Source organism: Loktanella salsilacus (assembly GCF_024206795.1).
GTDB classification, from domain to species: Bacteria; Pseudomonadota; Alphaproteobacteria; order Rhodobacterales; family Rhodobacteraceae; genus Loktanella; species Loktanella salsilacus.
Genome location: NZ_CP072994.1, coordinates 3,058,353 through 3,071,464 on the forward strand (window position 1 = coordinate 3,058,353; position 13,112 = coordinate 3,071,464).

The 13,112-nt window shown below is 60.4% G+C and carries 16 protein-coding genes; 13 read left to right on the forward strand and 3 right to left on the reverse strand.

Features of this window, described 5'->3' with window-relative positions; genetic code table 11:
- Positions 1 to 22: 22 nt before the first annotated feature.
- The 3 genes from tspO to KBW81_RS14775 form a co-directional block, all read right to left on the reverse strand.
- Entirely contained in the window at positions 23 to 505 is a 483-nt protein-coding gene (tspO, locus tag KBW81_RS14765; RefSeq protein WP_254247689.1) for a tryptophan-rich sensory protein TspO, read from the reverse strand.
- Positions 506 to 651: 146 nt separating this feature from the next.
- Positions 652 to 1,104 (reverse strand): c-type cytochrome, encoded by a 453-nt coding sequence (locus KBW81_RS14770; RefSeq protein WP_254247690.1) that lies wholly within the window; start codon positions 1,102 to 1,104, stop codon positions 652 to 654.
- A 189-nt stretch (positions 1,105 to 1,293) separates the two neighbouring features.
- Positions 1,294 to 1,800: a copper chaperone PCu(A)C gene (locus tag KBW81_RS14775; protein ID WP_254247691.1), complete on the reverse strand. Its 507-nt coding sequence runs from the start codon at positions 1,798 to 1,800 to the stop codon at positions 1,294 to 1,296.
- Positions 1,801 to 1,964: 164 nt separating this feature from the next.
- Between KBW81_RS14775 and KBW81_RS14780 the strand changes: the two genes are divergently transcribed.
- From KBW81_RS14780 to KBW81_RS14840, 13 genes are all read left to right on the forward strand, one after another.
- Positions 1,965 to 2,975, forward strand: a complete 1,011-nt coding sequence (locus KBW81_RS14780; RefSeq protein ID WP_090186257.1) for a TAXI family TRAP transporter solute-binding subunit — start codon at positions 1,965 to 1,967, stop codon at positions 2,973 to 2,975.
- Between the two features lie 55 nt (positions 2,976 to 3,030).
- A complete protein-coding gene (locus tag KBW81_RS14785; protein WP_254247692.1) occupies positions 3,031 to 5,121 on the forward strand; it encodes a TRAP transporter permease in 2,091 nt (696 codons plus the stop codon).
- 83 nt (positions 5,122 to 5,204) lie between these two features.
- Positions 5,205 to 6,029 carry an urease accessory protein UreD gene (locus KBW81_RS14790; RefSeq protein ID WP_254247693.1) on the forward strand — a complete coding sequence of 275 codons (825 nt, stop codon included), beginning with the start codon at positions 5,205 to 5,207 and terminating at the stop codon, positions 6,027 to 6,029.
- A 1-nt stretch (position 6,030) separates the two neighbouring features.
- The gene (locus KBW81_RS14795) at positions 6,031 to 6,333 is read left to right on the forward strand and encodes an urease subunit gamma (protein ID WP_090186253.1); all 303 of its coding nucleotides are present in this window, start codon (positions 6,031 to 6,033) and stop codon (positions 6,331 to 6,333) included.
- 42 nt (positions 6,334 to 6,375) lie between these two features.
- A complete protein-coding gene (locus KBW81_RS14800) occupies positions 6,376 to 6,681 on the forward strand; it encodes an urease subunit beta (RefSeq protein ID WP_254247694.1) in 306 nt (101 codons plus the stop codon).
- A gap of 1 nt (position 6,682) precedes the next feature.
- Entirely contained in the window at positions 6,683 to 7,000 is a 318-nt protein-coding gene (locus KBW81_RS14805) for a hypothetical protein (protein ID WP_090186247.1), read from the forward strand.
- A 4-nt stretch (positions 7,001 to 7,004) separates the two neighbouring features.
- Complete coding sequence (gene ureC, locus KBW81_RS14810) at positions 7,005 to 8,714, forward strand: urease subunit alpha (protein WP_090186245.1); 1,710 nt, start codon at positions 7,005 to 7,007, stop codon at positions 8,712 to 8,714.
- Between the two features lie 120 nt (positions 8,715 to 8,834).
- A complete protein-coding gene (locus tag KBW81_RS14815; protein ID WP_090186241.1) occupies positions 8,835 to 9,059 on the forward strand; it encodes a hypothetical protein in 225 nt (74 codons plus the stop codon).
- Between the two features lie 28 nt (positions 9,060 to 9,087).
- Complete coding sequence (locus tag KBW81_RS14820) at positions 9,088 to 9,537, forward strand: urease accessory protein UreE (RefSeq protein ID WP_254247695.1); 450 nt, start codon at positions 9,088 to 9,090, stop codon at positions 9,535 to 9,537.
- Complete coding sequence (locus KBW81_RS14825; RefSeq protein ID WP_254247696.1) at positions 9,527 to 10,162, forward strand: urease accessory protein UreF; 636 nt, start codon at positions 9,527 to 9,529, stop codon at positions 10,160 to 10,162. The genes KBW81_RS14820 and KBW81_RS14825 overlap by 11 nt, the downstream gene beginning before the upstream one ends.
- Positions 10,159 to 10,779, forward strand: coding sequence for an urease accessory protein UreG (gene ureG / locus KBW81_RS14830; protein WP_090186233.1), 621 nt, complete (start codon positions 10,159 to 10,161; stop codon positions 10,777 to 10,779). The genes KBW81_RS14825 and ureG overlap by 4 nt, the downstream gene beginning before the upstream one ends.
- Positions 10,780 to 10,845: 66 nt before the next feature.
- Entirely contained in the window at positions 10,846 to 11,622 is a 777-nt protein-coding gene (locus KBW81_RS14835; protein ID WP_254247697.1) for a transglutaminase-like domain-containing protein, read from the forward strand.
- 62 nt (positions 11,623 to 11,684) lie between these two features.
- Complete coding sequence (locus tag KBW81_RS14840) at positions 11,685 to 13,112, forward strand: circularly permuted type 2 ATP-grasp protein (protein ID WP_254247698.1); 1,428 nt, start codon at positions 11,685 to 11,687, stop codon at positions 13,110 to 13,112.

A 13,112-nucleotide genomic window follows, 5' to 3' on the forward strand; every position in this document is an offset into this window, starting at 1 on the left:
CCCGCCCCGCTTCAACCCCGGCCTAGGGTAGTTTGTGCAATTCCAGCGGTTTCTGACCGGGATTGAGCCGCAGGATCGACAAATTCAGCGCCGTCGCGATAGTGACCCAGACCAGATAAGGCACAAAGGCAAGGCCAGCCAACAGATCAAGCTGAAAGTGCGTAATCGTCGCGCCCAAGATCGCCAGCCACAGTGCCACGATAATCACCAGCGCGCCCTTAATCCGCCGCGCACCAAAGAACACCGGCGTCCACAGCGTATTCAGGGCGATTTGCAGCGCCCAAAACGCCATGGCAAAGGTATTGCCGTCTAGCGGCGCAACGCGCGCGCCAGCAAAGGCGATCAGCAGATAAATCGTCGTCCACATCACGGGAAAGGCACAGTTCGGTGGCGTCCAAGCTGGCTTTTGCAGGCTCTTGTACCATGCACCTGTCGGAAACAGCATCCCGGTTGCGCCAGCGGCGACCGTGGCGGCTAGAAAAATCGCGAACAAGGTGATGGACATGAAAGTGCCTTTCTTAAAGCTTCACGCATAACCTAGGGCTGATACGGGTCCGCGCCAAGCTGCACGCTAACGTAGATCATTCGGCAAAGAAAAAGGCCGCCGCAGTTTCCCGCGGCGGCCCCGTAAATCGCTAACCGACGTGCCGATTAGTTGGCAGGACCAAAGCTGGCCAGATAGGCGTAAAGGTCAGCGGCTTGACCCGCATCACGCACCTGATAGGCCATTTTGCTGCGGGCGCGCTTGTCATCCAGCGCGTCGCGCAGGAAAGCGGTTGGGTTCTGGACGTAGCCGACAAAGCTTTCCTCGTCCCAAGCCGTACCGATTTCACCGTAAGCAACCAGAGCGTCGCCATAGTTAAAGCCTTCGACGCTGGCCGGCATGTGACCAGCAAGACCATACAGGTTCGGGCCAACCTTGGCGTTACGGCCAGCCAGCACTTCGCCCGACACGGGGTCTTGCACAACGTGACAAGCGACGCACTGACGGTTGAACTGCTCTTCACCGCCAGCAACGTCGCCGGTGGGGGCAGCCATGTGGCTTTCAGCAAAAGCGGGCGCGGCGAAGGTCGTCATCGCCAATGCAAGAGTTGTAAGTTTCATCGTGTTCTTCCTTCGAGGTGGAATTCAAATGTATCTGCGCAGGTCTAAGCTTGATTTAGCGTCCTGCGCCACGGCGTCCAGATCATTCGCCTGATAGGCGCGATCATCGCGCCGGGGTGCAACGGACATTGCCCTAGTATGATTGGCCGCACAACTGCGCCTTTGGTCGCGCCCATGCGACATGACGCCTTAGTGATCGGCGTGGGCGTCGTGATCAGCGGCGACATTGCCCGAATCCTCGACCTTGAAAACAACATCAAGGCGGCCGGCCTTTTCAAACACAAGCGTCGCAGGAACGCTTTCGCCGGCTTCCAACGGATCGCCATTCAGGCCCATAAACATGACATGCAGCCCGCCGGGCGCAAAGCTGACGGTGCCGCCAGCTGGGATCGTCACGCCGTCCATCTGGGTCATCGTCGCGATACCGTCGACGGTGGCACTGTCGTGCATCATCACGCGGGGGAAATCAGCCTCGATCGCGACAAGGGTGTCGTCTTCGGTGCCGGAATTCAGGATCGTCAGATAACCAGCCCCGGTCATCGCCGTCTTTGGCGTCGCGCGGGCAAAGGGGTGTTCGACATGCAAATCGCCAACCTTATAGTCGTGGCCCATCGCAAAGCCGGGCAAAATGGCCACGGACAGCGCAATCATCAGGCGGGTCAAAGACGTCATGGTGGAATCCTTCGTATCGGTCATCGTCACTGACCTATGCAGTCTGCTGCCCGCGTGAAAGGGGCGAATGGCCGCAGTTTCGCGACCCGTGCGGAAATTTGCCGTAGGCGTATCCGTTTTGGTCTGCCATAGTTTCCCCCTAGCCCGGCATAGACCGGACGGAACAGACGAAAACCGGGAGGAATACAATGAACTACACTGGACGCACCGCGCTGGCCGCCTTGGCGCTAAGTATATCAGCAGCCGCACCGCTGCACGCCCAAGAGGCGGATTACATCCTCGCCACGGCATCCACTGGCGGCACCTATTATCCCGTCGGCGTCGCACTTTCGACACTGGTTAAGGTGAAGCTGCAGCCAAGCCAAGGCATCGGCATGTCCGCCATCAGCAGCGCCGGGTCGGGTGAAAACATCCGCCTGCTGCGCGAAGGAGAGGCGCAGTTCGGCATCCTGCAAGGTCTGTACGGCTACTTCGCAGCATCCGGCACCGGCCCGCTGGCCGATGTGGGACCGCAAGACAACCTGCGCTCTGTTTCGATGCTGTGGCAGAACGTGGAACATTTCGTCGTTAGCGCTGATGCAGCAGCCACCGGCACCATGGCGGATTTCGTGGCGCTCAAGGGTGAAAGCGTCGCCCTTGGCGCGCAGAACTCCGGCACTTTGGGGTCGAACACGGCCCTTCTGGACGGGCTCGGCGTCAATGCTGAAACCGATTACACCCTTGTCTATGGCGGCTATGGTCCCGCAGCAGAGGCGTTGCAGAACGGTCAGGTCAAAGGCATCAGCACCCCCGCGGGCGTGCCCGTTGGTGCGCTAAGCCAGCTTTTCGCATCCGCCGGTGACAGCGTGCGTCTGCTGTCCTTCACCGACGAAGAGCGTGCGGCGGCTGACGCCGGACGCGAGCTTTGGACCGCCTATACCGTGCCGGCCAACACCTACTCTGGCCAGTCAGAGGACGTCACGACCGTCGCACAGCCGAACTTTTTGGCCGTGGACGCCAGCGTGTCAGAGGAAAACGTCTATCAGATCACCAAAGCGATCTATGAAAACCTGCCCTTCCTGCAGGCAATCCACCCGGCCACGCAAGCCATGAGCCTAGAGGCCGCAATTGCGGGCTTGCCCCTGCCGCTGCACCCCGGTGCGCTGCGTTATTTCCAAGAGGCCGGGGTCAACGTCCCTGACCGTCTGATCGCGAAATAGCACCAATCCCCCGGCCCTCCTCCGGGCCGGGGACTCTGCGCAAAGGGGAATTTGGATGTCGGATGATACCGAAAACGCCGCACTGCGGCGCATTGATGGCGCGTGGGCGCGTGGGCTGACCGTATTCTGCGCGGCCATATCCGTGGCACACCTTTATATCGCGCTGTATCCGGTGGTGTCAGAACTGACGCGCAATGCGCTGCACTTTGCGGTCTTTGCCCTGCTGGCCTGCATCTATTACCCTCTTGCGGGCACAGCGCGCGACAGCCGACTGGTGCGGATCTTTGATCTGATCCTCGGGCTTGCTGTTGCCGCCTCTGCCATCTGGCTCGCCACAGCGGAAAACGCGATTTATGATCGCGGGGTAAAGCTGTCGACGCCCGACTGGACCGCCATCGCCGTCTGCGTCGGCGGCGCGATAGAGTTGACGCGGCGGCTGACCGGCTGGATCATCCCCGTTCTGATCATCCTTGCCCTGACCTACATCGCGTGGTGGGGTCAGTTTGTCGGCGGCGTCTTCCGGTTTCCGGGGCTGAGTGTCGAGACTGTCGCCTTCCGCTCTATCTATGGCGATGACGCGATGTTCGGGTCGATTGCGCGGATTTCTTCGACCTATGTGTTTTTGTTCATCATCTTCGGTGCCTTCCTGCTGCGGTCGGGTGCGGGCGATTTCGTCATTGATCTGGCGCGCGCTGTCGCAGGCAAGATGGTCGGCGGGCCGGGTATTGTTGCTGTCATTGCCAGCGGACTGACTGGCACGATCAGCGGCTCTGCTGTTGCCAACACGGCCAGCACCGGCGTCATCACGATCCCTTTGATGAAAAAGGCAGGCTTTAGTCCCAAGTTTGCCGGCGGGGTCGAGGCCGCGGCCAGCACTGGCGGGCAGCTGATGCCGCCCATTATGGGGGCCGGTGCCTTTGTCATGGCTGCCTTCACCCAGATCCCTTACGAGCGTATCGTTGCGGCCGCTGCCCTGCCCGCCCTGCTGTATTTCCTATCCGTCGCGTTCTTTGTGCGGATCGAGGCGAAGCGTCAAAACCTGCCGCCGATGGAAAACACGGGCCAAACCCTTGGTTCCGCCTTCCGTAATGGCGGGGCGAGTTTCGTGCTGCCCATCGGCCTGCTGATCGGGATGCTGGTCGCAGGCTATACGCCAACCTATGCCGCCGTTTACGGCATCGTCGCGGTCATCGCCTCCAGCTGGCTGACCCGCAATCCCATGGGCCCAAAGGCTGTGGTCGAGGCGCTGTCGATGGGCGCAAAGGGTATGATCTTGACCGCCGTGCTGCTGTGCGCTGTCGGCTTGATCGTGAACGTGATCGCGACTGCGGGGATCGGCAATACCTTTAGCTTGATGATCTCGGATTGGGCTGGCGGCAACATTCTGGTGGCCATCGTCCTGATCGCGCTGGCGTCATTAATCCTTGGTATGGGTCTGCCGGTGACGGCGGCCTATATCGTGCTGGCGACGCTGTCGGCCCCCGCATTGGCAGGTATGATCGCAGACCGCTTTGTCGTGGACGCGCTGGTCCTGGGTCAGCTGCCCGACACCGCCCGCGCCGTCCTGATGCTGGGCGCACCAGAGGCGATGCAGGCGATCATGGCCCCCATGGCGCGGCCCGAGGCTGCGGCGCTGGTCGCGTCCTTGCCGCTAGAGGTCGCAAGCCCCCTGCGCGACCTGACGGTCCCGGCAGAGGCTGCGACGCTAGCCCTGCTGTCCGCGCATATGATCATCTTTTGGCTGTCCCAAGACAGCAACGTGACGCCGCCCGTTGCACTTGCGGCATTTACCGCCGCTGCGATCGCCAAGGCCCCGGCGATGGCGACAGGCTTTGCCAGTTGGAAGCTCGCTAAGGGCCTGTACATCGTGCCGGTCCTGTTCGCCTATACGCCCTTGCTGTCACGCGACTGGGGGGCGGTCGTGACCGTTTTCGGATTTGCGGTCTTTGGCATCTACGCCGTCGCGGCGGCGCTGCAGGGCTGTATGGAACGCCCCCTCGGCTGGCCCTTGCGGATTGTGGCGTTAGCGGCGGGTATTGCCTGCCTTTGGCCGCACCATCTGTCCGTCAATCTGGTTGGTTTGGCCGTGGTCGCAGGACTGCTTGCGCTGAACATGCGCGGGGAACGCCGCGCGGTTATCGCCTAATTTTCAGGCAATCGCTCAAGAATGGCCCGTAACGACGGGCTGTTCTGTTGCCTCTGCCCGAGAAATTTGCGCAGGGTTAGGCCATGACACTTGCCGCGCCATTGCATGATGACCCGCATCACCTGACGCCCCGCGCGCAGGGTGTGCTGCGCATTGGTGTGAAGGCAAGTAACCGGCTGGACACGCTGCGCCAATCCGGCGCGTCCAAGGCGCTGTTCCCGCGCCACGCGGGTGGCGATCTGCTGGCCGTGACGCTGAACACCGCAGGCGGCGTGACTGGAGGCGACCGCTTTTCCATTGCCGCGCAGGTCGCACAGGGTAGTCACCTGACCCTGACCACCCAAACGGCAGAGCGGATTTACAAAGCCCAGCCCGGTCAGACCGCCCGCATGACGACGGAAGCGGCCCTTGCCCCCGGCGCACGGCTGGACTGGCTGCCGCAGGAAACCATCCTGTTTGATCGCTGCCGCCTGCGGCGCAGGCTGACTGTTGATATGGCCGAGGACGCTATTTTCCTAGGTGTCGAAACCCTTGTGCTTGGCCGTGCCCTGATGGGCGAGCGGATTGAAGCAGGTTTTGCAAAGGACGACGTCCGCATCACACGCGGCAGCGATTTGGTTTTCGCTGATGCCATCGCGCTGGACGGCGCGATCTCTGACCAGATGGCTGCGGCTTGGTGCGGCGGCCCGGCGAATTGCCTTGCCAGCGTGACCTATGTGGCCCCCGATGCCGAGGCGCGGCTGAATACCCTGCGCGCATTGATGCCCATCAATGCTGGCGTCAGCCTGATCCGGGACGGCGTCCTATTCGCGCGCGTTCTGGCCGCAGACAGCCACGATCTACGCCGCGCGCTGATCCCCGTTTTGACCGCTCTTCGCGGCCCCCTGCCCCCGACTTGGACGCTTTGATATGCAACTGACACCCCGTGAAAAAGACAAACTGCTGATCGCTATGGCGGCCGAGGTCGCGCGCAAGCGGCTATCGCGCGGGGTAAAGCTGAATTACCCCGAAGCGATTGCGCTGATTACAGATACCGTCGTCGAAGGTGCCCGCGACGGGCGGTCCGTTGCCGATATGATGGAAGCCGGCGCGCAGGTGATTACCCGCGATCAGTGCATGGAGGGTATCGCAGAGATGCTGCCAGAGGTGCAGGTCGAGGCGACGTTTCCAGACGGCACCAAGCTGGTGACGGTCCACGAACCGATCCGTTGAATTTTGAGTATTTTTAGCAAGATGATGAGAAGAGGTATCGCAATGATCCCCGGTGAAGTGATGACGGCAGAGGGTGATATCGAGCTGAACGCGGGCTCTGAGGCGCTGACGCTGATGGTCGCCAATACGGGCGATCGTCCCGTGCAGGTTGGCAGCCACTACCATTTTGCAGAGACCAATCCGGGTTTGGATTTTGACCGGGCTGCGGCGCGCGGGATGCGGCTGGATATCCCGCCCGGCTCTGCCGTGCGGTTCGAGCCGGGTCAGCGCCGCGAAGTGAAACTGATCGCAATCGGCGGGCGGCGGCTTATCTATGGGTTCAATGCAGCCGTCATGGGAGAGTTGTGACATGGCCCGGAATGCGACCCCGCTCGAATTATTCAAAACACAGATGGAGGTCGGCATGATGCTGGCCGAAGCGCAGAGCGTCATCGCCATGCGCATGATGGGCTGGGGCGGGCTGTGGTCCGTCACCTCCGATGAAAACGACCGCATGGTGTCCGAGAAGACCGAAGCGATCACCAAATCGATGCAAAGTGCCACGCTGGCGGCGATGACGGGCAAGCGCCCGGACGAGATCATGAATGCCGCCGTAAAGCCCTTGCGCCAGAAAACCCGCGCCAATGCCAAACGCCTTGGCAAGCGCGGCCCAACGTTGATGAAGTGAGCCTATGCCAGCCCTGATTTCCCGCGCGAATTATGCCGCCACCTTTGGCCCGACGACGGGCGACAAGGTGCGTCTGGCGGACACTGATTTGATCATTGAGGTCGAACGCGATCTGACCACCTACGGCGAAGAGGTGAAGTTCGGTGGCGGCAAGGTGATCCGCGACGGGATGGGGCAGTCTCAGGTCACGCGGGCGGGCGGGGCTGTGGATACGGTCATCACCAATGCGCTGATCGTTGATCATGCTGGGATCTGGAAGGCGGATGTCGCGCTGAAGGATGGCCGCATTCACAAGATCGGCAAGGCAGGCAATCCTGACACGCAAAGCGGCGTTGATATTATTATCGGACCGGGGACAGAGATTATCGCCGGCGAGGGCCGCATTTTAACCGCTGGCGGGTTTGATTCGCACATCCACTTTATCGCGCCGCAGCAGATGGAAGATTCGCTTCATTCCGGCGTCACCACCTGTTTTGGCGGCGGCACGGGGCCTGCCCATGGCACGTTGGCCACGACCTGCACGCCGGGTCCTTGGCATATCGGGCGGATGCTGCAGGCCTTTGACGGCATCCCAATGAACATCGGCCTTGCGGGCAAGGGCAACGCCAGCCAGCCGGACGCTTTGATCGAGATGGTCAAAGCTGGCGCTTGCAGTCTAAAGCTGCACGAGGATTGGGGCACCACACCTGCGGCCATCGATTGCTGCCTGTCTGTCGCGGACGACATGGACGTGCAGGTCATGATCCACACCGACACGTTGAACGAGAGCGGCTTTGTGGAGCATACCGTGAAGGCCATGAAAGGCCGCACGATCCACGCCTTCCACACTGAAGGCGCTGGCGGCGGTCATGCGCCGGATATCATCAAGATTTGCGGCGAAGAGTTTGTTCTGCCGTCGTCCACCAACCCGACGCGGCCCTTCACGGTGAACACGATCGAAGAGCACCTCGATATGCTGATGGTGTGCCACCATCTGGACAAATCGATCCCCGAAGACGTCGCCTTTGCAGAATCCCGCATCCGCCGCGAGACGATTGCCGCAGAGGATATTCTGCACGATATGGGCGCGTTTTCGATCATCGCGTCCGACAGTCAGGCGATGGGCAGGGTCGGTGAGGTGCTCATCCGCACATGGCAGACCGCCGATAAGATGAAGAAACAGCGCGGGCGGTTGGCCGAGGAAACCGGCGACAACGACAACTTTCGCGTCCGCCGCTATATTGCGAAATATACGATCAACCCGGCGATTGCCCATGGCGTCAGCCACGAGGTGGGATCCATCACAGAGGGTAAGCGCGCCGATCTGGTATTGTGGAGCCCCGCATTCTTTGGTGTGAAGCCGGAAATGGTGCTGCTGGGCGGCACAATAGTCGTGGCACAGATGGGCGATCCGAATGCCAGCATCCCAACGCCGCAGCCTGTTTATTCGCGCCCGATGTTCGGGGCGTATGGCAGCTCACTTCGGCATGGCAGCGTCAGTTTCGTCAGCGCAGCGGCGCAGGATGCAGGCATCCGTGACAGCCTTGGGCTGGCAAAGCAGACTGTCGCCGTCAAGAACACCCGCAACATCGGCAAGCGCGATCTGATCTTGAATGACGCCCTGCCCCAGATCGATGTGGACCCCGAAACATACGAGGTCCGCGCCGACGGAGAGCTACTGACATGCCAACCCGCCGAGGTTCTGCCGATGGCCCAGCGATACTTTCTATTCTGATGGTGGGCATCGGGGTTGCAGAAAACGCAATTGTGCTGCGCCGCAGCATCCCTATGTTGTCTGGCAGGGGAGGAGACCTGATTCATACTTTAGCGGCGATTGCCGCAGACAAGGTTTCCAATGGCTACGCAAACACTCAGCGCACCGCGCACCGCAGCAATCCGCGAAAAAGTGGACGCTTTCTTCGCTTCGATCGGCCAGGGCATGAATGCCTATATGGAGCGCCGTTCGCGGATGGACCAGATCAACAATCTGGAAGCAAAAACAGACGAAGAGCTGTCCAAACTGGGCATCAAGCGCGACCGTATCGTGCAACACGTCTTTCGCGACCTGTTCTACGTCTGATCTTTGATCCGGCGAACGGGGGCCGCGCATGACGCAGCTGATCGTTCATAATATTGTCACTGACAATCACAGCGCGCAGGTGTTCGACACCTGCGCGCTGACCTACGATGCGCGGTTGATGCGGCGCAAAGTGCTAACTTGCGATGGTGGCACCGCGGTTCTGGTCGATTTGGAACACACAACATCCCTAAATGACGGTGATCTGCTGGCGCTGAACGACGGTCGGTTTATTCGCGTCGTCGCTGCCGCAGAGCCGCTGTACCGCGTCGCTGGCGATTTGGTGCGGATGGCATGGCATATCGGCAATCGCCACATGCCCTGTCAGTTTGCAGGCGACCACCTGCTGATCCTGCGCGATCCGGTCATTGGTCACATGTTGCGCGATCATCTGGGCGCGGATGTTGCCGAAATCGACGCACCCTTCACCCCCGAAGGCGGGGCTTATGGCCACGGCCGGACGATGCCGCATGCCCACTGAGGGACTACTAACGCTGATGCAATGGCTCTCGCCCGGTTTTCCGCTGGGTACGTTTAGCTATTCGCACGGGTTGGAAATGGCGGTCGCGGATGGAAGGTTGCGCGATGCAGCGGGCCTGCAGGACTGGATTGCCACCGTGCTCACGCATGGAACTGGCCGCAACGACGCCATCCTGTTGGCAGAGGCGTATCGCAGCGACGATGCGCAAGAGATTGACGCACTCGCCCGCGCCCTTGCGCCATCCCGCGAACGGCTGCTGGAAACGACAGCACAGGGCGAGACGTTTTGCACCACGGTGAATGCCGTTTGGGGGCTGGACCTGCGGCCCATGTGCTTGCCGGTTGCCGTCGGCCGTGCGGCCCGGATGCAGGGGATCGCCCTAGATGTGACGCTTTCGGCGTACCTGCATGCGTTCACCGCAGGGCTGATTTCAGCGGCGCAGCGCTGCATGCCATTGGGACAAACTCAGGCGCAGCGGATTGTCGCGGATCAAACGCCGCTATGCCTGTTGCTGGCGCAAGCGGCGCTGACGCAAAGCATTGACGATCTGGGCGGCAGCGCGTTTCTGGCGGACATCGCCGCCATGCAGCACGAGACACTTCAACCAAGGATATTCCGGTCATGACCTCTCCTCACGGGCCACTGCGCATTGGTATTGGCGGACCTGTTGGCGCGGGCAAAACAACGCTGACGGCCAAGCTGGCAGTGCGGCTGAAGGACCAACTGTCCATCGGCGTGATCACCAACGATATCTATACGCAAGAGGACGCCGAGGCGCTGATGCGGATGCAAATCCTGCCTATGGACAGGATCATCGGCGTGGAAACCGGCGGCTGCCCGCATACCGCCATCCGCGAGGATGCCAGTATCAATCTGGCCGCCGTCGCTGAGATGCGCAGCCGCCATCCCGATCTGGACGTCGTCCTGATTGAGAGCGGCGGCGACAATCTTTCCGCAACCTTTAGTCCCGAACTTGCCGACCTGACGATCTATGTCATCGACGTCGCCGCAGGAGAGGAGATTCCACGCAAAGGTGGCCCCGCCATCACCCGGTCCGACATTTTGGTGATTAACAAAACCGATCTGGCCCCGCATGTCGGCGCATCGCTTGACGTCATGGCCCGCGACGCAGCACGCATGCGCGGCGACGGCACGGTTTGCTTTGCGGCCCTGCGCCACGATCAGGGAATCGATCCCATCATCGCCCGCATTGCGGCCCTTGGCGGGTTGTCTTTGGTGTGACATAGGACGGAACTAATCTGCGTTACGGCGGGTTTTGCGACGACACCTTCAGACAGGATTATTTACTTGGACAGCCAGATCACTGTGCGCCTGAACTATGGCATCCCTCAGCCTTGCACCCTGCTGCTGCAGATCCGCGCGATGACGGATTTCAACCAGACGGTGACGTGGGAAAACACAGAAATTGCGGCCTATAAGTCCTTTCGCGACATGCCCGCCGAAGAAGGTATCGGCAATCGTATCTGGCTGGAAACCAACGGTGATCTGCTGCTGACCTATTCGGCGCAAGTGACCGTCAATCGCCCGGTTGCCCAACTGAAATCCCTGAAAGAAACGCCGCTGCATCAGCTGAACGCGCCAACGGTAAAATACCTGATGGCGTCGCGTTATTGCACGGCTGACAGCTTTGGCGCGTTCATGACGGACACGTTTGGCGACCTGCGCGGCGGGCCGCGTGTGCTGGCGATGTCGCGTTGGATCACCGACAATTTGACCTATGATGGCGAAAGCAGCGACGGCAACACCACCGCGCAGGATACATTTGACGCCCGGCGCGGCGTTTGCCGCGATTATGCCCATCTTTTAATCGCTATGTGCCGGTCCAGCGCGATCCCCGCACGCATCGCCAGTGTCTATAGCCCAGATGTCACCCCGCCAGATTTTCATGCTGTAGCAGAGTTTTACCTGAACGGCGGCTGGCATTTAATCGATCCCACAGGCATGACGACGCCTGATCGCATGATCATCGCAGGCGTTGGCCGCGACGCCGCGGATGTCGCTTTTTTAACCGCTTTTGGGGCGGCAACCTTAAATGAGCAGACAGTTTCGGTGGTGACCTGTTGACCTTTCCGCGGAACCTGCCTGAATAATTTGCAGTATCCTAGGAAAGCGTTAGCTTCAGTCACATGAATACAAAGCCAGATCACTTTGACGAAATGCGGATGGGCGACGATCAGGTGCGCCCGCCTTATGCCAATTATAAATCGTGGTTCGACGGCCAAGATCCCGGCCGCCTTGCCAAGAAATCCAAAGAGGCCGAAGCCTTCTTTCGGCGTACCGGCATCACCTTTAATGTCTACGGGCAGATGGCCGCCGAAGAGCGGCTAATCCCGTTCGATCTGGTGCCGCGCATCATTTCGGGGCGCGAATGGACGAAGCTGTCGCGCGGTATCGAACAGCGTGTGCGTGCCATCAACGCGTTCCTACACGACATCTACAACCGCCAAGAAATTCTGCGGGCAGGCCGCATCCCGATAGATTTGATCGCCAGAAACGAAGCGTTCCTGCCGCAAATGATGGGCTTTTCGCCCCCTGGCGGCGTTTACACGCATATCGTCGGGACTGATATTGTCCGCACCGGCGAAGACGACTTCTTTGTCCTAGAAGACAACGCACGCACGCCGTCCGGTGTCAGCTATATGCTGGAAAACCGCGAAACGATGCTGCAAATGTTCCCAGAATTGTTCAGCCGCATCAAAGTGCGGCCCGTCAGCGATTACCCGAAGAATCTGCGCCGTTCTCTTGCGGCATCCGCGCCCAAGTCCTGCGGCGGCAAGCCGGTGATCGCTGTGCTGACGCCGGGGATTTATAACTCGGCCTATTATGAACATTCATTCCTCGCCGATCAGATGGGGGCAGAGCTGGTCGAAGGCCACGACCTGCGCGTTGTGGACGGCCACATCGCCATGCGCACGACCCGCGGCTACAAGCAAATTGACGTGCTGTATCGCCGGGTCGATGACGAATTCCTTGACCCGCTGACGTTCAATCCCAAGTCGATGCTGGGCGTGCCGGGCATTATGGACGTCTACCGCGCCGGCAATATCACCATCGCCAATGCACCGGGCACGGGGGTCGCCGACGACAAGGCAATCTATAGCTATATGCCCGATATCATTGAATTCTACACCGGTGAAAAAGCGATCCTGAAAAACGTCGAGACGTTCCGCTGCGGCGAGCCGGATAGCTTGAAATACGTGCTCGATAATCTGGCAGAGCTGGTTGTGAAAGAAGTCCACGGATCGGGCGGTTACGGCATGTTGGTCGGGCCCGCCGCCAGCAAAAAAGAGCTCGCTGATTTCGCTGACAAACTGCGCGCCCGGCCCAGCAACTATATCGCTCAACCCACGCTGTCGCTGTCGACTGTGCCGATCATGGTGAAAAAGGGCCTTGCTCCGCGCCACGTTGACCTGCGCCCCTACGTGCTGGTGTCGCCTGATGGCGTCGACATCACGCCCGGCGGCCTGACGCGCGTTGCGCTGACCGAAGGATCGCTTGTCGTCAATTCCAGCCAAGGAGGCGGCACCAAGGATACTTGGGTGCTGGAGGACTAA